The 19324-nt window shown below is 70.4% G+C and carries 17 protein-coding genes; 9 read left to right on the top strand and 8 right to left on the bottom strand.

What is annotated here, in order from left to right; translation table 11 throughout:
* The first annotated feature begins 267 nt into the window (after positions 1 to 267).
* Positions 268 to 720 carry a DUF4442 domain-containing protein gene (locus ACH65_RS14105; protein WP_049623247.1) on the top strand — a complete coding sequence of 151 codons (453 nt, stop codon included), beginning with the start codon at positions 268 to 270 and terminating at the stop codon, positions 718 to 720.
* Between the two features lie 168 nt (positions 721 to 888).
* On the opposite strand, the gene ACH65_RS14100 is transcribed toward ACH65_RS14105, so the two are convergent.
* Together ACH65_RS14100 and ACH65_RS14095 are read right to left on the bottom strand one after the other, a co-directional pair.
* Positions 889 to 1566 carry a hypothetical protein gene (locus tag ACH65_RS14100; protein WP_049623246.1) on the bottom strand — a complete coding sequence of 226 codons (678 nt, stop codon included), beginning with the start codon at positions 1564 to 1566 and terminating at the stop codon, positions 889 to 891.
* Between the two features lie 2 nt (positions 1567 to 1568).
* Positions 1569 to 2099 (bottom strand): RNA polymerase sigma factor, encoded by a 531-nt coding sequence (locus tag ACH65_RS14095; protein WP_049623245.1) that lies wholly within the window; start codon positions 2097 to 2099, stop codon positions 1569 to 1571.
* A 122-nt stretch (positions 2100 to 2221) separates the two neighbouring features.
* On the opposite strand from ACH65_RS14095, the gene ACH65_RS14090 reads away from it, so the two are divergent.
* On the top strand, positions 2222 to 2896 hold the full coding sequence (locus ACH65_RS14090) for a DUF502 domain-containing protein (RefSeq protein WP_049623244.1): 675 nt from the start codon (positions 2222 to 2224) through the stop codon (positions 2894 to 2896).
* Positions 2893 to 4680 (top strand): M14 family metallopeptidase, encoded by a 1788-nt coding sequence (locus ACH65_RS14085; protein WP_049623243.1) that lies wholly within the window; start codon positions 2893 to 2895, stop codon positions 4678 to 4680. Before ACH65_RS14090 ends, ACH65_RS14085 begins: the two co-directional genes overlap by 4 nt.
* A gap of 11 nt (positions 4681 to 4691) precedes the next feature.
* Here ACH65_RS14085 and ACH65_RS14080 read toward each other — a convergent pair whose 3' ends face one another.
* Together ACH65_RS14080 and ACH65_RS14075 are read right to left on the bottom strand one after the other, a co-directional pair.
* Complete coding sequence (locus tag ACH65_RS14080; RefSeq protein WP_049623242.1) at positions 4692 to 5381, bottom strand: LrgB family protein; 690 nt, start codon at positions 5379 to 5381, stop codon at positions 4692 to 4694.
* A complete protein-coding gene (locus ACH65_RS14075) occupies positions 5371 to 5799 on the bottom strand; it encodes a CidA/LrgA family protein (RefSeq protein WP_202594215.1) in 429 nt (142 codons plus the stop codon). The genes ACH65_RS14080 and ACH65_RS14075 overlap by 11 nt, the downstream gene beginning before the upstream one ends.
* A 79-nt stretch (positions 5800 to 5878) precedes the next feature.
* On the opposite strand from ACH65_RS14075, the gene ACH65_RS14070 reads away from it, so the two are divergent.
* The 4 genes from ACH65_RS14070 to ACH65_RS14055 all read left to right on the top strand — a co-directional run bounded on the left by ACH65_RS14070 (position 5879) and on the right by ACH65_RS14055 (position 12341).
* Positions 5879 to 6757, top strand: coding sequence for a LysR family transcriptional regulator (locus ACH65_RS14070; protein ID WP_049623240.1), 879 nt, complete (start codon positions 5879 to 5881; stop codon positions 6755 to 6757).
* Positions 6758 to 6890: 133 nt separating this feature from the next.
* Complete coding sequence (locus tag ACH65_RS14065; RefSeq protein ID WP_049623239.1) at positions 6891 to 9014, top strand: M13 family metallopeptidase; 2124 nt, start codon at positions 6891 to 6893, stop codon at positions 9012 to 9014.
* 323 nt (positions 9015 to 9337) lie between these two features.
* Complete coding sequence (locus tag ACH65_RS14060) at positions 9338 to 11635, top strand: catecholate siderophore receptor Fiu (RefSeq protein ID WP_049623238.1); 2298 nt, start codon at positions 9338 to 9340, stop codon at positions 11633 to 11635.
* Between the two features lie 28 nt (positions 11636 to 11663).
* Positions 11664 to 12341, top strand: coding sequence for a Fe2+-dependent dioxygenase (locus ACH65_RS14055; RefSeq protein ID WP_049623237.1), 678 nt, complete (start codon positions 11664 to 11666; stop codon positions 12339 to 12341).
* Positions 12342 to 12417: 76 nt separating this feature from the next.
* On the opposite strand, the gene ACH65_RS14050 is transcribed toward ACH65_RS14055, so the two are convergent.
* Complete coding sequence (locus ACH65_RS14050) at positions 12418 to 13140, bottom strand: pirin family protein (protein WP_049623236.1); 723 nt, start codon at positions 13138 to 13140, stop codon at positions 12418 to 12420.
* Positions 13141 to 13210: 70 nt separating this feature from the next.
* Positions 13211 to 13636, bottom strand: a complete 426-nt coding sequence (locus ACH65_RS14045) for a DoxX family protein (RefSeq protein WP_049623235.1) — start codon at positions 13634 to 13636, stop codon at positions 13211 to 13213.
* Between the two features lie 132 nt (positions 13637 to 13768).
* Here ACH65_RS14045 and ACH65_RS14040 point away from each other — a divergent pair, with 132 nt between their 5' ends.
* Entirely contained in the window at positions 13769 to 14677 is a 909-nt protein-coding gene (locus tag ACH65_RS14040) for a LysR family transcriptional regulator (RefSeq protein WP_049623234.1), read from the top strand.
* A 9-nt stretch (positions 14678 to 14686) separates the two neighbouring features.
* Here ACH65_RS14040 and ACH65_RS14035 read toward each other — a convergent pair whose 3' ends face one another.
* Positions 14687 to 15166 (bottom strand): hotdog fold domain-containing protein, encoded by a 480-nt coding sequence (locus ACH65_RS14035; protein WP_049623233.1) that lies wholly within the window; start codon positions 15164 to 15166, stop codon positions 14687 to 14689.
* A 247-nt stretch (positions 15167 to 15413) separates the two neighbouring features.
* Here ACH65_RS14035 and rapA point away from each other — a divergent pair, with 247 nt between their 5' ends.
* Positions 15414 to 18251 (top strand): RNA polymerase-associated protein RapA, encoded by a 2838-nt coding sequence (rapA, locus tag ACH65_RS14030; protein WP_049623232.1) that lies wholly within the window; start codon positions 15414 to 15416, stop codon positions 18249 to 18251.
* Between the two features lie 223 nt (positions 18252 to 18474).
* Here the strand turns inward: rapA and fghA are convergent, their stop codons facing one another.
* Positions 18475 to 19314, bottom strand: coding sequence for an S-formylglutathione hydrolase (gene fghA / locus ACH65_RS14025; RefSeq protein WP_049623231.1), 840 nt, complete (start codon positions 19312 to 19314; stop codon positions 18475 to 18477).
* Positions 19315 to 19324 lie beyond the last annotated feature (10 nt).

The raw sequence follows: 19324 nt of genomic DNA, 5'->3' as shown, positions 1-19324 counted from the left end.
CAGCGCGGCCGGTCGCGCTCCCGCCGCCAGGCCAAGCCACCGGCCGCCCGCATCAGCAGATCCGCCGGCCTGCGTGTGCTCCAGGCGGAACACGTCGACCTGCGCCAGCCACGCCACCGCACACCGCGCGGCGGGCCACCACCGCCCGCTCCGCCAGCGCGGCATCGTCGCAAACGCCGTCGAATCAGCCGCCGCGGCCCGGCCGCCACCCCATACCCATGCGTATGCTAGGGTGCTCGCCCTGTCTCCTGCCGCCCCGCCCGGACCATGCGCGCCTCCACCTTCCGCCGGCTGATGAACCTGTGGCCGCCCTTTCTCTGCAACAGCATCCGCGTGCGGCAGCTCAGCGACGACTGGCGCGAGGCCGAGGTGGTGCTACGGCTGCGGCCGTGGAACCGCAACTACGTGCGCAGCCAGTTCGGCGGCAACCTGTTCGCCATGACCGACCCGATCTGGATGCTGCTGGCGATGCACCGCCTGGGCCCCGACTACTACGTGTGGGACAAGGCCGGCGCGATCGACTTCGTGGCGCCGGGGCGGGAGGACGTCCACGCGCATTTCCGTCTCGACGACGCCACGGTCGAAGCACTGCGCGCCGCCGCGGCCGGCGGCGAGAAGGTGCTGCGCTGGTTCGAGACCGACGTGAAGACCGCCTCCGGCGAAGTGGTCGCCCGCGTCCGCAAGCAGCTCTACGTGCGGCTCAAGCCCAGGGCACGCTGAGCGCGCCACGCACGACGGCGCGCCTCGCCTCGACTCCGCCCGCCTGCCGGATTCCGGCGCAGGCCGGAATCCGGTGGGGTATGCGTGCAAAGCACACGAAAACAGACCTTGCGTGCTTCGCACGATTCAGAAGCGTCTGCGGCCCGCGCCGGAATGACCGGCAAACATTCACTCGCGCCCGAAACGGGCCAGCTCATCCAGCTGCGCCGTCGTCGCCACCAGCCCGTGCCCGGCGATGCTGTCCGACAGCCGGCGCAGCACGCGCCCGCGCGCCAGCGCCTGGCCGTAGCGGCGGGCCAACCACACCAGCACCAGATCCAGCACCACGCCGGTGGCGACATTGGCCACCAGCCAGGCAGGGGCGAACTGCCGGTAGCTGCCGAAGCCGAAAGCCCACTGCACGGCGAGCACCGCGCACACCGGCCACAGCGGCAACCACGCCAGCAGGGACGCCCGCGCCGAGCGCAGGCGCAGGCGGCGCGCCTCGATCAACCGCCGCTGGATCGCCAGCACCGGCGCCGCATAGTCGATGGAGGCGACCGCCACGATCTGGCGCACGCCGGCAACGATGCCCGCGACGCCCAACCCCCACAGCACCAGCGCCGGCAACGCGCCCGGCGGCGAGGCCAGGGCCGCGCCGGCATGGCCGGCGAGATAGCCACCCGCGAACCATGCCGCCAGCACGGAAACCGCCAGCTCGCTGCCCGGCAGCCACAGCCAGCGCCGCAGCGCGGTGCGCGTCCGGTCCAGCGCAAGCTCCCGCCGCCAGTCCGACTGCACGCTCTCGCTACGCTCGAGACGGCGGTCCAGGTCGCGCCACGCGGCCTTCAGTTCGTCGAGTTCCATGGTCATGCTCCGGTGGTGGAGGTCGCGCCGGCCATCCGCCCGCGCAAGGTCTGCTTGATGCGCCCGAGCTTGGTGGCGACGTTGGTTTCGCTGATGCCGAGCACCTCGGCGATCTCGGCGTAGCGCTTGTCTTCGAGGTAGAGCAGCACCAGGGCGCGGTTCAGCGCATCCAGCTCCCCGATGAAGCGGTACAGCGCCGCCAGCCGCTCGTCCGGCTCGGCGATGCCCTGGCCGCCGCCGATAGTGTCCAGATGATGCGGTGCAAGCGACTCCAGGCATGCAGCAGGCGAAGCGCTCTCGCGCCGCCGCTGCGAAATCGCCACGTTGAGCGCGATGCGATACAGCCAGGTGGAAAACTTGGCCTTCGCCGCGTCATAGCCGGGGAACGCACGCCACAGCTGCAGGCTGATTTCCTGCGCCAGGTCGCGGCGATCCTCCGCGCCTGCGGCGTACACGCTCGCCACCTTGAGGATGATCCCGCGGTGCTCGCGCAGCCGCGCCTCGAACCGTTGCTGGAGTGGGGTATCGGTCATCGTCTCGTCCGCCTTTCCCCCATGATTCGCAGCGCCGCAAAAAACATCACAACGCCACAGCCGCCTGCACCGCGCGCCGCCTCCCCTACAATGTCGGTTCCCCTCCGAATCCCTCTCCCGCCATGGCTTCCCTGCGCGTCCAACGCTATCTGATCACCGGCCTGTTCACCTTCATCCCGCTGTGGATCACCTGGCTGGTGTTCAAGTTCGTGCTCGGCCTGCTGGCCGGCATCGGCGCGCCGATGGCGGCGGCGTTGCGGGGGGTGCTCGGCCTGGCCTCGCCGCAGGCCGCGGCGGCGCTGGGCAACGGCTGGCTGATCGCGCTGCTCGCACTGGTCATCACCCTGTTCGGCCTGTATTTCCTCGGCTGGCTCGCCAACCGGGTGATCGGCCAGCGCCTGCTGGAGACCTTCGACGCGCTGCTGGCGCGCATCCCGCTGGTGCAGACCATCTACGGCGGCACCAAGAAGCTGATGTCGGTGCTGCAGCAGAAACCCTCCGGCCTGCAGCGCGTGGTGCTGGTGGATTTCCCCCGCCGCGGCATGAAGGTGGTGGGCTTCGTCACCCGCACGATGGTGGAGGAAGGCAGCGGCCGCGAGATGGCGGCGGTGTACATCCCCACCACGCCCAACCCCACCGGTGGCTACCTCGAGGTGGTGCCGGTCGATGAGTTGACGCCCACCGACTGGACGATGGACCAGGCGATGGCCTTCATCATCTCCGGCGGTGCGGTGGCGCCCGACACCCTGCCCGCCTCGCCGCGCCCGCTGCCGGGCGACACGGACACCTCCGCATGAGGCCGCGCCGCCTGCTGCCGCCGCTCCTGCTCGCCCTCGCCTCGACCACCGCCCACGCCGCCGACTGGACCACGCCGGCCGAGGCCGCGGGCTTCCACACCACGCCCGACCTCGCCGCCACGCTGGACTACCTGAAGCGCCTCGCCGCCGCGGCGCCCGGCAAGCTGCATGTGGAAACCTTCGGCACCTCGCCCGAGGGACGCCCACTGACCGTGGTGGTCGCCAGCGCCGACGGCACCCTCACCCCCGAGGCCGCGCGCGCCGCCGGCAAGCCGGTGGTGCTGCTGCAGGCGGGCATCCACCCCGGCGAGATCGAGGGCAAGGACGCGGGCCTGATGCTGCTGCGCGACTTCGCCGTCGCCGGCAGGCTGCCGCACCTGCTCGACCACGCGGTGCTGGTCTTCATCCCGGTGTTCAGCGTGGACGGCCACGAGAACACCTCGCCCTACCACCGCATCAACCAGGACGGCCCTGCCGCGCAGGGTTTCCGCGGCCAGTCGCAGTACCTCAACTTGAACCGCGACTACGTGAAGGCCGAGGCGCCGGAGATGCGCGACTGGCTCAGGCTCTGGCAGCGCTGGCTGCCGGACCTGCTGATCGACATCCACACCACCGACGGCGCCGACTACCAGTACGACCTCACCTGGTACACCGAAGACCCGCACAAGCTCGATCCCGCGGTGGCCGCGTGGCAACGGGCGACCATGGCCCGCGTGATCCCGGCCTACGAGCGGCGCGGCCACCTCGCCTCGATCTACCTCGACTTCAAGGACGGCCGCGACCCGCGCAAAGGCATCGCCAACTTCGGCTCCGGCCCGCGCTTCTCCACCGGCTACGCGGCCTTGCAGAACCGTCCGGCGCTCTTGGTCGAGACGCACATGCTCAAGCCCTACGCCGTGCGCGTGCGGGCCAGCTACGACATCGTGGCGGCGATGCTCGGCGACATCGGCCGCGATCCCACCGCGCTGCTCGCCGCCACGCGCAAGGCGGACGATGACGTGGTGGCCCGCGCTTCGTCGACGGGCGCACAGGTGCCGCTCACCTTCAAGGCCGATCCTGCCTCGACGCCGTATGCCTTGAAGGGCTATGCGTTCACCGTCAGCCACAGCGACATTTCCAACAGCGACTGGATCCGCTACGACGCGCGCCATCCGCAGACCTACACCATCCCCAACTGGAACGGCCTGCTGCCGGACATATCGGTCGCCCCGCCCGCCGCCTACGCGGTGCCGGCGCCGTGGACCGAAGCCATCGCGCGGCTCGACGCCCACGGCATCGCCTACCACCGCCTCGCCCGGCCGATGAAGCTCACGGCCGGGGGTTACCAGCTCGACGCCCCACACTGGGCCGGCCAGCCGTTCGAGGGCCACCTGATGCTGCGCCGCTTCGACCCGCACGCGGTGACGCGCGAGGTCACGCTGCCGGCCGGCTCGGCCATCGTGCCGCTGGCCCAGCGCGCCGCCAACGTGGCGATCGAACTGCTCGAACCGCAGGCACCCGATTCGCTGCTGCGCTGGGGCTATTTCGACGCCGTGTTCGAGCCCAAGGAATACGGCGAGCCGCGCGTGCTGGAGCTGCTGGCGCGCGACATGCTCGCCAGGAACCCGGCACTCCAGGCCGAGTTCGACCGCAAGCTGCACGACGACCCAGTCTTCGCGGCGAGCCCGCAGGCGCGGCTGATGTTCTTCTTCGAGCGCTCGCCGTGGTACGCCGCACAGAACGTGGGCGCCTATCCCGTGCTGCGGCTCGACGCCGCCGCCCTGCATGCGCTGGACGGCCAGTGAGCGCGGCGCGCTCAGTGCAGCAGGCGCGCCAGCAGCGGCGCCAGCAGCACGTTGAGCAGGCCGGCCAGCACCATCGCCAGGCTGGAGACGGTGCCCTCCTCGTTGCCCACGCTGTAGGCCTTGGCGGTGCCCGCGCCGTGCGCGCCCACGCCGAACAGCGCACCGCGCGCCAGCGCCGAGCGCAGCGGCAGGAAGCGCAGGGTCAGCTCGCCCAGCGCGATGCCGGCCACGCCGGTGATCACCACGAACAGCGCGGTGAGGTCCGGCTCCCCGCCCACCTCGCCCGACACCAGCATCGCCAGCGGCGTGGTGATCGAGCGCGGCAGCAGGCTGCGCCGCACGTCCTCGTCCAGCCCCGCCAGGCTCGCCAGCCCCCAGCAGCTGAGCATCGCCACCGCGCTGCCGCCGACCACGCCGACCAGCAGCGGCAGCCAGTTCTCGCGGATCAGCCGGCGGTGGCGCCAGATCGGCAGCGCGAAGGCCACCGTGGCCGGGCCCAGCATCAGCACCAGCCAATGCGTGTCGCGGATGTAGTCCGGGTAGTTGAGGCCGAAGATCACGCCCAGCACCACCAGCAGCAGCGGTACCAGCAGCAGCGGCGAGGTCCACCAGCGCGGGTGGCGGCGGTACACCGGCTTGAGCGCGTAGTAGCCGGCCAGCGTGACGGCCAGCCACAGCAGCGAGACGAGTTCAGCGGGCATGCGTGCGCCCCTCGCGGCGCAGCCGCTGCCAGCGCCAGACCAGGTCCACCATCACCGCGGTGCTGACCATCACGATCAGCGTGCCGACCAGGATCACCGCGAGGATGCGCGGCCCCTCCGCACGCACCAGGTCCAGGTGCTGCCACACCGCCATCACCGCGGGAATGAAGAACAGCAGCATCTCGGCCAGCAGCCAGTCGGCGCCGCGGCGCAGGCTGGTGGCCGGCACCACGCGGGCGGCCAGCAGCACCAGCAGCAGGCCAAGCGCCAGCACGCTGCCGGGCAGCGGCAGGTGCAGGCGGCGCGCCGCCGCGTCGCAGGCGTACCAGAACAGGGTCAGCAGAAGCACCTGCAGCACCAGCGCGGCCTGGGGCCGGCGGTGGGCCAGCAGGCGCATCCGGGCATGGAGAGTTCTCATGGCGGACAGACTAGGGCCGTGGGTCGTATGATGGAAATGAATTGTTTTCATCCCATCCATTCCATATGGGCATAGCACGATGGACCTTCGCACGCTGGGCTTCCTGGTCGAAGTGGTGCGCCACGGCGGCTTCGCCCGCGCCGCGGAACATGCGCACGCCAGCCAGCCCACGCTGAGCAAGGCCATCGCCCAGCTCGAGGAAGAGCTTGGCACACGCCTGCTCGAACGCGGCCCACGCGGAGTGCGGCTCACCGCCGCAGGCGAGATCGTGCACCGCCGCGCCCTGGCGATGCAGGCGGAGGCCGGGCGGCTCAAGGTGGAGCTGGACGCGCTGCGCGGCCTCCAGCGCGGCGAGCTGCGCCTGGGCCTGCCGCCGCTGGGCAGCAGCGTGCTGTTCGCGCCGCTGCTCGCGCGCTACCGCGAGCTGCATCCGCAGATCGACATCCAGCTGGTCGAGCACGGCGGTCGCCGCCTGGAGCAGGCCGTGCTGGCCGGCGAACTGGAAGTGGCCGCCACCTTGCAGCCGGTCGGCGAAGGCCTCGCCTTCCAACCCGTGCGCGACGAGCCGATGGTGGCCCTGCTGCCACAGTCGCACGCCCATCCCGGCGCCAAATCCTTCCGCCTCGAATGGCTGGCCGACATGCCGCTGATCCTGTTCGAGGAAGGCTTCGCGCTGAACCGGCTGATCCGCGAGGCCTGCGCGCGGCGCGGCATCGTCCCGCGCGAGACGGTGCGCAGCGCCCAGGTGGATTTCATCCTCGCCCTGGTCTCCGCCGGCGGCGGCGTGGCCTTGCTGCCGCGGCTCACCGTGCAGGACCGCTCGCTGAGCGGCGTACAGGTGCTGCCGCTCAGCGGGCGCGAGCTGCGCTGGCGGATGGTGCTGGCCTGGCGCCGCGACGCCGGGCTGTCGCCCGCGGCGCAGGCCTGGCTGGCCCTGGCCGCCGGCCGGCACCCCTGACTTCTGACACTGCCTGGCCCATGACCTGTGGCCTACGTTGATACGTTATGGCCGTGCCCGCCCGCCAGGCGGGCCGGTCCAGCGAACCCGATCGACCCCGCCCGCCAGGGCCACCAAAAACAGAGGGATGTCCATGAGCAAGCCTTACCTGAAGCCCCTTGCCCTTGCGGCGAGCATGACGCTCGCGGTCGCCGCCTGCGGCAAGCAGGAGCAGGCCGCCGAACCGGCCGCGCCGGCCTCCGCCGGCAGCGCCCCCGCCGCGGCCGCCACCACGGCCGCCGCCGGCAAGAGCGTGTTCGACGTCGGCGAGCTGGGCGCGTCGACCGAGGCTTGCCAGGACTTCGACCAGTTCGTCAACGCCAAGTGGGTCGCCGCCAACCCGATCCCGAACGACCGCACCCGCTGGGGCGCCTTCGACCAACTGGCCGAGAACAGCCTCAACACCCAGCACGATCTCGCCGAGGCGGCCGCCAAGGACGCCGCCGGCGCCAAGCCCGGTTCGATCGAGCAGAAGATCGGCTGGCTGTACGCCTCCGGCATGAACGAAGACGCCATCGAGAAGGCCGGCTTCGACCCGATCAAGCCCGCGCTGGCCAAGATCGACGCGCTCAAGAGCGGCGCCGACGTTGCCGGCTTCATCGCCCAGAGCTACAACGAGGGCGACGCCTACGTGTTCGACTTCGACGCCGAGCCGGACTTCAAGGACGCCAAGGTGCAGATCGGCTACGCCAGCCAGAGCGGCCTGGGCCTGCCGACCAATGAGTACTACACCGATCCCAAGCACAAGGAAGAGCGCGACGCCTACCTCGCCTACGTCGGCAAGACGCTGCAGCTGGTGGGGCTGTCCGAGGCCGACGCCAAGAAGCAGGCCGCCGCGGTGCTCGACTTCGAGACCCAGCTGGCCAAGGCCTCGCTCTCGCGCGTGGACCTGCGCAAGCCGGAGAACCAGTACCACTACGTGACGGTGAAGGAGGCCGACAAGGTCACGCCGCACTTCAACTGGGAGAAGTTCTTCGCCGTCCAGGGCGTGAGGGTGGACAAGGGCTTCTCGCTGTCGCAGCCGAAGTTCTTCACCGAGTTCGACAAGCTCCTGGCAAGCGCGCCGATCGCCACCTGGCGGGCCTACCTGCGCTTCCACGCCATCGACAGCGCCTCGCCGTACCTCAGCAAGGCCTTCCAGGACAGCAAGTTCGACTTCTACGGCAAGACCCTCGCCGGCCAGCCCGAGCAGCGCCCGCGCTGGAAGCGCGTGCTGGGCGCGGTCAACGGCTCGATGGGCGAGGCGCTGGGCGAGCTGTACGTGGCCAAGGTGTTCAAGCCCGAGGCCAAGCAGCGCGCGCAGGAACTGGTGGACAACGTGCGCAACGCGCTCAAGGCGCGCATCCAGAACCTCGACTGGATGAGCGAGGCGACCAAGGCCAAGGCGATCGCCAAGTGGGAGACCTTCCTGCCCAAGATCGGCTACCCCGACAAGTGGCGCGACTGGTCGGGCCTCGCGATCAAGCCCGACGGCTTCTACGGCAACCTCGAGGCCGCCTCCAAGTTCAACTACCACTACACCATCGCCAAGATCGGCAAGCCCACCGACCGCCTCGAGTGGGGCATGACCCCGCAGACGGTCAATGCGTACTACAACCCGACCGACAACACGATCAACTTCCCGGCCGCGATCCTGCAGCCGCCGTTCTTCTACGCCGACGGCGACGATGCGATCAACTACGGCGGCATCGGCGCGGTGATCGGCCACGAGGCCAGCCACGGCTTCGACGACGAAGGCAGCCAGTTCGACGGCGCGGGCAACAACGTCGACTGGTGGACGAAGGATGACAAGACCAAGTTCGAGGCGCGCACCGCCAAGCTGGTGCAGCAGTTCAACGACTACGCCCCGATCAAGGACAAGCCGGACCTGCACGTCAACGGCCAGCTGACCCTGGGCGAGAACATCGCCGACCTCGGCGGCCTCAACGTGGCCTACGACGCGCTGCAGGCCGCACTGAAGAAGAACCCGGCCGAGGCGTCCGAGAAGATCGGCGGCTACACCCAGGACCAGCGCTTCTTCCTCAACTGGGCCCGCGTGTGGCGCGGCAGCGTGCGCGAGAAGCAGGCGATCCTCTACCTCAACGTGGACCCGCACGCGCCGGCCTCGCTGCGCGCGATCGGCGCGCCGTCGAACATGGAAGCCTTCGCCGCCGCGTTCCAGTGCAAGCCGGCCGACCCGATGGTCCGCTCCGGCGAGAAGCAGGTGAAGATCTGGTAACCCTTCGGCACCCATGACCGGCGGGCGCAAGCCCGCCACCCTTCAAGGCCCCGCGCATGCCGCGGGGCTTTCTTTTTGCGCGCCTTGGGGCGGCCCGCGGCGGCTGGACTTCCTCGCCATCGATCAATATTGCAAATCATTCTCATTAAAAATAACATTCGGAACGGTCGCCCGCGCTTTCTTGCGACGGCCTCCCGGCCGTCGCCCGAAGCGGCGGACCGGCGCCCCTTTGGACCGAAGAAACACCTCCCGTCGAGCCGTGCGGATGCATCAGCCAGACCCCGAGGCCTGACCCACCCTGCCCGCTCATCACTGGAAATCCCATGTCGTTCATAACCAGCCGCAAACACCCCACCCCTCGCGCCGCCGGCCTGCTGACCGGCCTTGCCCTGGCCCTGCCCGCCCTCGCCGGCGCCGCCGACGGGCCTGGCCCGCAGGTCAGCAACGCCAAGACCCTGGACGGCGTGAAGGTGGAGGCCAACCGCGGCACCGACTTCCGGGTCGACAAGGTGTCCTCGCCCAAGTTCACCCAGCCGCTGCTGGACACCACGCAGACCATCAGCGTGATCACCCGCGACCTGATCGACCAGCAGCGCGCCACCACCCTCACCGAGGCGCTGCGCAACAGCCCCGGCGTGGGCACCTTCTTCGTCGGCGAGAACGGCTCCACGACCACCGGCGACGGCATCTACATGCGCGGCTTCGACACCTCGGGCAGCATCTTCGTGGACGGCGTGCGCGACCTGGGCACCGTCTCGCGCGACATCTTCAACATCGACCAGATCGAGGTGACCAAGGGCCCGGACGGCACCGAGTACGGCCGCACCGCGCCGACCGGCGCGATCAACCTGGTGACCAAGCAGCCGCTGCTGTCCCGCTTCGGCACGGCCTCTCTCTCCTACGGCAGCTACGGCCAGAAGCGCGCCACCGCGGACTGGAACCAGCGGCTCGACGACACCGCCGCCTTCCGCCTCAACGTGATGGGCCAGGACAGCGGCGTGCCCGGCCGCGACAAGGTGCAGAACAACCGCTGGGGCATCGCGCCCTCGCTGGCCTTCGGCCTGGGCACGCCGACGCGGGTGTTCGTGGACTACCTGCACGTCAAGCAGAACAACGTGCCCGACGGCGGCGTACCCACCATCGGCCTGCCCGGCTACCGGAGCCCCGACCCCGCTCGGCCGTGGCTGTCGGATGCGCGCAAGGTCGATTCCACCAACTTCTACGGCACCGGGGCCGACCACGACCGCGCCACGCAGGACATGCTGACGGTGATCGTGCAGCACGACTTCAACGACAAGCTGGCCCTGCACAACACCACCCGCTGGGGCCGCACGCGGCAGGACTACCTGCTGACCGCGTTCATGGCCAACCCGGCGAACCTGAAGACGCCGAACCCGGGCGACCCGTCCACCTGGACCCTCGCGCGCAGCCTGCCGACCTTCAAGCACCAGAACAACCGCATCCTCACCAACCAGACCAACCTCACCGCCGACTTCGCCACCGGCGCGGTGGTGCACAACCTGAGTTCGGGCATCGAGCTGACGCAGGAGACGGCCGACACCATCGGCCTCGCCGCCCAGAACGGCAGCACCTGGCCGGACGCCAGCCTGTATGCGCCCTACTCCCATGTGACCGGACTGAGCTACGGCCGCAACGGTGCCTACAGCCATGCCAAGACCAATACGGCGGCGGCCTATGCGTTCGATACGCTGAAGTTCGGCCAGCGCTGGCAGGTGAACGCCGGCGTGCGCCTGGACCACTACACCAGCGACTTCAGCAGCATGGTGGTCTGCGGCGGCCGCGGCGCGCCCGCCTGCGGCACGCGGCCCGCCGGCACGGCGGTGCGCGGACTCGACGCGCGCACTTCCGACAACCTCTTCAACTGGAAGCTGGGCGTGCTGTACAAACCGGCGCCGAACGGCAGCGTGTACGCGAACTTCGCCGTGTCCAAGCAGCCGCCGGGCGGCAACACGCTGGCCCTGAGCAGCGCGGCCAACAGCGTGGACAACCCCGCGCTGGAGCCGCAGAAGGCGCGCACCGCCGAGCTGGGCACCAAGTGGGAGCTGTTCGACCAACGCCTGCTGCTCACCGCCGCGCTGTACCGCACCACGGTGACCAACCTGGTGACACAGGACCCGGTGGACCTGCAGTACTACCAGGTCGGCAAGCAGCAGGTGAAAGGCGTGGAGCTGACCGCCGCCGGCAAGCTCACCGACAACTGGGCCGTCAGCGCCGGCTTCACCACCATGGACGCCACGGTGAGCCACGGCGCAGCCGTTTCCAACGACCGCTCCGGCGACCTGCCCTACACGCCCAGGCGCGCCTTCACCGCCTGGACCAGCTACCGCCTGCCGTTCAAGCTCACCGTGGCCGGCGGCGCCCGCTACAACGGCCCGATGAAGCGCGGCACCGACGGCGCCGTCGGCACCCCGGACCGCGTCCAGAGCTACTGGGTGTTCGACGCCATGGCCAGCTACCCGCTCAACCCGCACGTGGACCTGCAGTTGAACGTGTACAACCTGTTCGACAAGGATTACGTCGCCGCCATCAACAAGAGCGGCTACCGCTACACGCCGGGCGCGCCGCGCACGGCGATGCTCACCGCCAACATCCGCTTCTGAGAGCGGCACCACCCACGGAAACCGCGCCATGCTGCTGCACATCCCCGGCGTCCTGACCCGCGACGAGGTCGCCCGGTTCCGGCAGGCACTGGACGGCGCCACCTGGACCGACGGTCGCGAGACGGTGGGCCCGCAGGGCGCCAAGGTGAAGCGCAACCTGCAATTGCCCGACGCCTCGCCCCTGCGCCAGCAGTTGGGCGAGGCGGTGCTGGCCGCCCTCGCCCGGCATCCGCTCTACCACGCGGCGGTGCTGCCGCGGCATACGCTGCCGCCGCGCTTCAACCGCTACGAAGGCGGCGGGCGCTACGGCTTCCACGTCGACGGCTCGGTGATGGCGCTTGCCGGCGGCGGGCAGCTGCGCAGCGACGTGTCCTGCACGCTGTTCCTGAGCGAGCCGGAGGACTACGACGGCGGCGAGTTGATCGTCAGCGACCTCTACGGCGAGCACGCGGTGAAGCTGCCGGCGGGCGATGCCATCGTGTATCCGTCCAGCAGCCTGCACCAGGTGCAGCCGGTGACGCGGGGCGCGCGCATCGCCGCGTTCTTCTGGGTGCAGAGCCTGGTGCGCGACGATGCCCAGCGCCGCCTGCTGTTCGAGCTGGACGCCTCGATCCAGCGCCTGACCGCGCAGGGCGCCGATGCCGACGCCCTGCTGCAGCTGACGGGCGTGTACCACAACCTGCTGCGGCGCTGGGCGGAGACCTGAGCGGCACAGCACGACCTTCACGCAAAAGAACGCCGCCCGCGACCGGATGATCGCGGGCGGCGTTTTCATTACGGCTTTACGGCATCTGCGGCAGCTCGAACGGACGCAGGTCGAACACCAGCACCTCGGCGTCCTGCCCGTTGGCGAAGTTCAGGGTGTCGGCGTCGCGGATGCGTACACCGTCGCCCTCGCCCAGCGTCTGGCCGTTGAGCTCGACCTTGCCGCGGGCCACGTGCACGTAGGCGTAGCGGCCGGCCGGCAGGGTCAGCGAGGCGCTTTCCTCGCCGTCGAACAGCCCGGCGTAGACGCGCGCGTCCTGGCGGATCTCCAGCGAGCCGTCCTGGCCGTCGGGGGAGAGGATCAGCCGCAGCCGGCCGCGCTTCTCCTCCGGCGCGAAGTGGTGCTGCTGGTAGCGCGGCGCGGCGCCGGCCACACCGGGCACGATCCAGATCTGCAGGAAGTGCACCGGATCGCTCTGCGAATGGTTGAACTCGCTGTGCGTGACGCCGGTGCCCGCGCTCATGATCTGCACGTCGCCGGGGCGGATCACCGAGCCGGTGCCCATGCTGTCCTTGTGCTCCAGCGCGCCTTCCAGCACGTAGGAGAAGATCTCCATGTTGCTGTGCGGGTGGCGGCCGAAGCCCTGGGCGGGGGCGACGCGGTCGTCGTTGATCACGCGCAGGTCGGAGAAGCCGATCTGCCGCGGGTTGTAGTACTGGCCGAACGAGAAGGTGTGGCGGGAAGAGAGCCAGCCGTGATTGGCGGTACCACGGGCATTGGCCTTGATCATGTCGAACATGGCGTATTCCTCGATGGAGGGAGAGGGAGGGCGCCGGCCGCCTGGGCGGCCGGCATCGCTGGGGATCGGATCAGGCGAACGAGGCGGTCGCGGTCTTGGTCTTCACGCGGCGGCCGTCCAGGCTGAAGGCGCCGGCGCCGAAGGCCACGACCTGCAACAGGCCGCCCGCGATGGAGATGTTCTTCCAGAAGTTGATGGCCTGGTTCTGGTCGCCGAAGTGGGCGTGGAACAGGAAGGCCGTGGCCACCGTGAAGAGGGCCATCGCCGCAGCCACGATGCGGGCGCGGAAGCCGACCAGGAGGGCGATGCTCAGGCCCACTTCCACGAACACGGCGGCGGCGTAGGCCAGCGCGGGGAACGGCGCGCCGGTGGAGGCGATATAGGCGATGGTGGCGCCCGGGGCGGCGAGCTTGCCGAAGCCGCTGATCAGGAACAGCGAAGCGAGCAGCACGCGGCCGGCGGTGGCGAAGAGGGAGGAGGCGTTCTGGGTTTGCATGGCGGCACCTTTTGATTCGATGTGGGAAGGGCGGCGGTCGTCGTGTCGATCACCGTTGGAGCACATGCTAATGTCGCCTTTCGAAGTGAAAAATCACCTGAGAAGCGCAACACCGTCCACCATGAGGCGACAATGAGCCAACTCGAAGACATGCGCCTGTTCGTGGAAACCCTGGATGCCGCCAGCTTCACTGCGGCCGCCGAGCGGCTGGGGCTGTCCAAGCAATTCGTCAGCAAGCGGGTGATGGCGCTGGAGGATCGCCTCGGCGTGCGGCTGCTCAACCGCACCACGCGCAAGCTGCGCGCCACCGAACTCGGGCTCGCCTACTACGAGCGCGCACGGCAGATCCTGGAGGCGGTGGAAGACGCCGAGCAGACCATCGCCCGGCAGAACGCGGCGCCGCGCGGCACGCTGCGGCTGTCCGCGCCGATGTCCTTCGGCACCATGCACCTGAGCCCGGCGATCCCGCGCTTCCTGGCCGCGCACACGGAGGTTGCCATCGAGCTGGACCTCAACGACCGCACCGTGGACCTGGTCGGCGAGGGCTACGACATGGCGGTGCGCATCGGCACGCTGGCCGACTCCTCGCTGATCGCGCGCAACATCGCGCCGGTGGAAGTGGTGACCTGCGCCAGCCCCGACTACCTCGCGCGGCGGGGCGCGCCGCGCACACCGGAGGCACTGCGCCAGTACGACTGCCTGCTGTACGGCCACGGCAAGAGCGTCGAATGGCCCTTCACCGTGCACGGCAAGACGCAGGCCTTCCCGGTAACGGGGCGCCTGCTCGCCAACAACGGCGAGGTGGTGCGCGACGCCGCCATCGCCGGGCTCGGCCTGGTGCACCTGCCGACCTTCATCGTGGGCGAGGCGCTGCGCGCCGGCCAGCTGGCGACCGTGCTCGACGACTACCGCCCGCCGGTGGCCGCCATCTACGCCGTGTACCCGCAGCACCGGCAGTCGTCGCTGGCGATCCACGCCTTCGTCGACTTCCTGCGCAGCACCTTCGCCGTGCCGGCCGGTGGCATCGACCGCGCGCGTTGAACGCCCGGCCTACGCGCGCGGGCGCGGGCTCACCCACATGGCGATGACGGTGTCGAACACCGCCTCGCCCCGCGCATCGACCACGGTCACCGCCACCGCGGCCTCGTAGCCCGCATCGGCCGAACGGAACGGCTGGGCGGGCTTCGCCGTCGCCGTCAGCGTGCCCAGCGCCTTTTTCAAGTAGCGCACCTGCATGCCGCGCGGGATCCAGCGCATGTCCGGCGGAATGCTCACGTCGGTCATCAGGCCACCGACCAGCTCGGCGAGGTTGCACAGGGCGATGGCGTGGATGGTGCCCAGGTGATTGGTGATGCGCCGGTGCCGGCGGATCGTGCCCACGCACAGCGCCGGCTCCAGTTGCAGGATGCGCGGCGCGATACTGGCGAAGTACGGCGCCTTGAGGCACACCGCCCGCGTGAACAGCCAGCCGCCGCACGGCCAGCGCCGCAGGCGCCGCCACATCGCCAGCACGGGTGAGGACCACTGCATCGCCAGGCTCCGCGTCGTCGAAGCGCGAAACATACGTTTGCGTACGCAACCCGCTCAAGCGGCAACGCACCACGCCGCTGCCCGCGGCATCCCTCGAACGCCCGCCAGAGACTGCGCGCAGCGGCCTGCGTCCGGCATCGCCGCGCGCTCGTGTCCGCGCCGATTCTTGCGATGCAGGCTAGGCATGCTGCGGGTGGCGACGGATAATCGGCGCCCCGCGCAAGTCCTCGCCGCCACGAAGTTCCCGATGTACGTACCTGGTCAACGCTGGATCTCCACTGCCGAGCCGGAGCTCGGTCTCGGCACCGTGCTGCGCGTCGAAGGACGCGGCGTGCAGGTGCTGTTCGCCAAGGCCGGCGTGCTGCGTCCCTATGCGGTGGATTCCGCACCGCTGGTTCGCGCCGAGTTCCGCGCCGGCCAGCGCGTGGCCGGCAAGGGGATCGCCTTCCTGGTCGAGCAGGTGGAGGTGCGCGAAGATCTCCTGATCTACCGCGGCGAAGGCCGCGAGCTGCACGAGGGCCAGCTCGACGACGAGCAGAGCGTGAGCCAGGCGGACGATCGCCTGGTGGGCGGGCGCACCGATCCGGTGGCGCAGTTCGAGCTGCGCCTGGACGCCCTGCGCCGCCGCGCCGACGCCCGCCGCTCGCCGGCCTGGGGCCTGGGCGCCGCGCGCATCGGCCTGGTGCCACACCAGCTGCGCGTGGCCGGCATCGCCGCCGCGCGCCGTCCGCCGCGCGTGCTGCTGGCCGACGAGGTGGGCCTGGGCAAGACCATCGAGGCGAGCATGATCCTCGCCCGCCAGCTCGCCGCCGGCCGCGCCCAGCGTGCGCTGGTGCTGGTGCCCGAGACGCTGGTCTACCAGTGGTTCGTGGAGCTGCTGCGGCGCTTCAACCTCAACTTCGCCATCTACGACGAGGAGCGCTGCGAGGCGCTGGAGCAATCTGGCGGCAGCAACCCGTTCGAGGACGACCAGTTGGTGATCGCCGACTTCGGTTTCCTCGAGCACGCGCCCAAGCGCGCGCAGCAATTGCTCGACGCGCAGTGGGATCTGCTGGTGGTGGACGAGGCGCACCACCTGGCCTGGACGCCGGAGGCGGCAAGCCCGCGCTACGCGCTGGTGGAGCAGCTCGCCGCCGCCACGCCCGGCGTGATCCTGCTCACCGCCACGCCCGAGCAGCTCGGCCGCAGCGGCCACTTCGCCCGCCTGCGCCTGCTCGACCCGCAGCGCTACCACGACCTCGACGCCTACCTCGCCGAAGCGGGCGAATACCAGGCGCTGTCGCAGATCGCCGACTCACTGCTTTCCGGCCGCGCGCTCGAGGAGGCGCAGCGCGCCCTGCTCGCCGCCCGCGTGCACGGCGACGCCGCGCTCGACGCCTACCTCGCCGCACCCGGGGAGCCCGCCAACGCGCAGGCCCTGGTCGATGCGCTGATCGACCGCCACGGCACCGGCCGCGTGATGTTCCGCAACCGCCGCGCCGGCATCGGCGGTTTCCCGCAGCGGGTACCGTCGTTCGAGCTGGTCGATGCCGACGGCGTCGGCGACGAGCGCCGCCAGGCGCTGCTGGCCGAGTTCCATGCCGATATCCAGCAGCCGCCGCCCACGCTCGAATTCGACTATGCGGACGACCCGCGCGTCGACACGCTGGTGGCCCTGCTCGATGCCCATCCGCAGGACAAGTTCCTGCTGATCTGCCGCAGCCAGGCCAAGGTGCTGGCGCTGGAAGAAGCGCTGCGCACCAAGAGCGGCGTCGGCGTGGCGCGCTTCCACGAGGGCCTGGGCATCGTGCAGCGCGACCGCAACGCGGCCTTCTTCGCCCAGCCCGGCGGCGCGCGCCTGCTGCTGTGCTCGGAGATCGGCTCGGAGGGCCGCAACTTCCAGTTCGCGCACCGGCTCGTGCTGTGGGACCTGCCGCTGGACCCGGACCTGCTCGAGCAGCGCATTGGCCGCCTCGACCGCATCGGCCAGGCGCACGACATCACCATCCACCTGCTCGCAGTGGAGAACAGCGCCCAGCACATGCTGGCGCGCTGGTACGACGAGGGCCTGGACGCCTTCCGCCACAGCCCCGCCGACGGCCGCGAGCTGCTGCGCCGCTACGGCGACGCGCTGGCCCGCCTCGCCGGCGAGCACGCGCGCGGCGACGACGGTCGCGACCAGGAACTGGACGTGCTGGTCGCCGAGACGCGCGCCGGTCACGAGGAGCTGGCCGAGCTGATCCGCGCCGGCCGCGACCACCTGCTGGAACTGGCCGCCCGCCGCGACCTGCACGCCGACGAGCTGGCCCGCGCCTTCGCCGCCGAAGACCACGACTCCGGCCGCGACGGCTTCGCGCAACGCCTGCTGGAACAGTTCGGCATCCACGCGGAAGAGTTGGGCGGCAACGTGCTGCTGCTCGACCCGCAATACCTCTCCACCGATGCCCTGCCCGGCTTCGCCGAGGGCCCGCTGTCGGCGACCTTCTCGCGCGAGGTGGCGCTGACGCGCGAGGAACTGCCGCTGCTGCGGCTGGACCACCCCATCGTGGCCGGCGCGCTCGACCTGGTGCTGTCGGGCGAACAGGGCAACGCCGCCTTCATGGTCGACGACCTGCTGCCGCCGCGCAGTGCGCTGTTGCAGGCCGTGTTCGTGCTCGAATGCGTGGCCGACCGGCAGCTGGACGCCGAGCGCTTCCTGCCGGCCGTGCCGCTGCTCGTCACGGTGGATACGCGCCTGGCCGAGCGCCGCGATTTCGAGCCCAGCGAGATCGCCCTGCGCAAGGCCGGCGACCGCACCATCGAGGTGGCCCGCTACCGCAAGTTCCTCGCCAAGCTGGTGCCGCCGATGCTGGAGAAGGCCGAGGCGCTGGGCCGCGAGCAGGCCGAGGTGCGCATCGCCGAGGCGGTGCGGCAGGCCACGGACGAGTTGGATGCGGAACTGGCCCGACTGATCGCGCTCGGCAAGGTCAACCCGGCGATCGGCGAGCCGGAGATCGCCGCCGTCGCCGCCGAGCGCACCGCCCTGCTCGATGCCCTGCCTTCTTCACGGCTGCGGCTGGATGCAGTGCGCTTCGTGGTGAGCGCAGACTTCCTCGCGCTGCGCTGAGCGCCCGGCCTGCCCTGTTTCCCTCCCCTGCTTGCAGGGAGGACTAGGGCGGGGCGGGCACTTGCCTTGGCATTCGATGCCTCAAGGCAAGTGTTCATCCCCTCCTGGCCTCCCCCTGCGAACAGGGGCAGGCGATTGCAGCGCGCAGCTGGCCCGGCAGCCGCAGGTCGGTGCGCCTTCCTTCGACCGGCCCCTCGGGCCAACCGCGCTCCGCGCGAAGCCGTCAGCCCCGCAAGGCCTCGGCATGGTGCGCGATGTGCTCGCCGATGAAGCTCGCCACGAAGTAATAGCTGTGGTCGTAGCCCGGCTGCTTGCGCCATGCGAACGGATGGCCGGCGGCGTGGCAGGCGGCAGCGAGCAGTTCGGGCTTGAGCTGGCCGGCGAGGAATTCGTCGGCGTCGCCCTGGTCGACCAGCAGCGGCAGCTTCTCCCTGGCCGAGGCCACCAGCTCGCAGGCGTCCCACGCCTTCCACGCCTCGCGGTCGGCCCCCAGGTAGGCGCCGAAGGCCTTCTCGCCCCAGGGCACCCGGCTCGGCGCCACGATCGGCGAGAACGCCGACACGCTGCGGTAGCGCCCAGGATGGCGCAGCGCCGCCACCAGCGCGCCGTGGCCGCCCATCGAGTGACCGCTGACCGCGCGCGCGGCGCTGGCCGGGAAGGCGGCCTCGATCAAGGCCGGCAGTTCGTGCACCACGTATTCGTGCATGCGGTAGTGCGCGGCCCACGGCGCCTGCGTGGCATCGACGTAGAAGCCCGCGCCCTGGCCCAGGTCGTAGCCGGCATCGTCCGCCACCTCGGCGCCGCGCGGGCTGGTGTCCGGCGCGACCAGGATCAGCCCGTGCTCGGCCGCGTAGCGCTGCGCGCCGGCCTTGGTGATGAAGTTCTGCTCGGTGCAGGTCAGGCCCGAGAGCCAGTACAGCACCGGCAGCCGGCGGTGCTGCGCCTGCGGCGGCAGGTAGACGGCGAGGTTCATCGCGCAGCCGAGCGCGGAGGAAGCGTGCCGGTACACGTCCTGCCAGCCGCCGAAGCAAGCGCGGTGTTCGAGGCGTTCGAGATCGCTCATATTGCGTCTC

This window comes from Frateuria defendens (genome assembly GCF_001182895.1).
Classification (GTDB): Bacteria; Pseudomonadota; Gammaproteobacteria; order Xanthomonadales; family Rhodanobacteraceae; genus Frateuria_B; species Frateuria_B defendens.
Note: the sequence above shows the minus strand (reverse complement) of the source record. Positions and strands in the feature narration are given on the sequence as shown.

What these genes read in the sequence shown, in the direction of transcription:
- ACH65_RS14100 (WP_049623246.1), bottom strand. Translation starts at nt 1,566, where the DNA reads ATGGAACTCGACGAACTGAAGGCCGCGTGGCGCGACCTGGACCGCCGT.
- ACH65_RS14035 (WP_049623233.1), bottom strand. Translation starts at nt 15,166, where the DNA reads ATGCAGTGGTCCTCACCCGTGCTGGCGATGTGGCGGCGCCTGCGGCGC.
- ACH65_RS14040 (WP_049623234.1), top strand. Translation starts at nt 13,769, where the DNA reads ATGAGCCAACTCGAAGACATGCGCCTGTTCGTGGAAACCCTGGATGCC.
- ACH65_RS14080 (WP_049623242.1), bottom strand. Translation starts at nt 5,381, where the DNA reads ATGCCCGCTGAACTCGTCTCGCTGCTGTGGCTGGCCGTCACGCTGGCC.
- ACH65_RS14070 (WP_049623240.1), top strand. Translation starts at nt 5,879, where the DNA reads ATGGACCTTCGCACGCTGGGCTTCCTGGTCGAAGTGGTGCGCCACGGC.
- ACH65_RS14095 (WP_049623245.1), bottom strand. Translation starts at nt 2,099, where the DNA reads ATGACCGATACCCCACTCCAGCAACGGTTCGAGGCGCGGCTGCGCGAG.
- ACH65_RS14060 (WP_049623238.1), top strand. Translation starts at nt 9,338, where the DNA reads ATGTCGTTCATAACCAGCCGCAAACACCCCACCCCTCGCGCCGCCGGC.
- fghA (WP_049623231.1), bottom strand. Translation starts at nt 19,314, where the DNA reads ATGAGCGATCTCGAACGCCTCGAACACCGCGCTTGCTTCGGCGGCTGG.
- ACH65_RS14075 (WP_202594215.1), bottom strand. Translation starts at nt 5,799, where the DNA reads ATGAGAACTCTCCATGCCCGGATGCGCCTGCTGGCCCACCGCCGGCCC.
- ACH65_RS14065 (WP_049623239.1), top strand. Translation starts at nt 6,891, where the DNA reads ATGAGCAAGCCTTACCTGAAGCCCCTTGCCCTTGCGGCGAGCATGACG.
- rapA (WP_049623232.1), top strand. Translation starts at nt 15,414, where the DNA reads ATGTACGTACCTGGTCAACGCTGGATCTCCACTGCCGAGCCGGAGCTC.
- ACH65_RS14055 (WP_049623237.1), top strand. Translation starts at nt 11,664, where the DNA reads ATGCTGCTGCACATCCCCGGCGTCCTGACCCGCGACGAGGTCGCCCGG.
- ACH65_RS14085 (WP_049623243.1), top strand. Translation starts at nt 2,893, where the DNA reads ATGAGGCCGCGCCGCCTGCTGCCGCCGCTCCTGCTCGCCCTCGCCTCG.
- ACH65_RS14050 (WP_049623236.1), bottom strand. Translation starts at nt 13,140, where the DNA reads ATGTTCGACATGATCAAGGCCAATGCCCGTGGTACCGCCAATCACGGC.
- ACH65_RS14045 (WP_049623235.1), bottom strand. Translation starts at nt 13,636, where the DNA reads ATGCAAACCCAGAACGCCTCCTCCCTCTTCGCCACCGCCGGCCGCGTG.
- ACH65_RS14105 (WP_049623247.1), top strand. Translation starts at nt 268, where the DNA reads ATGCGCGCCTCCACCTTCCGCCGGCTGATGAACCTGTGGCCGCCCTTT.
- ACH65_RS14090 (WP_049623244.1), top strand. Translation starts at nt 2,222, where the DNA reads ATGGCTTCCCTGCGCGTCCAACGCTATCTGATCACCGGCCTGTTCACC.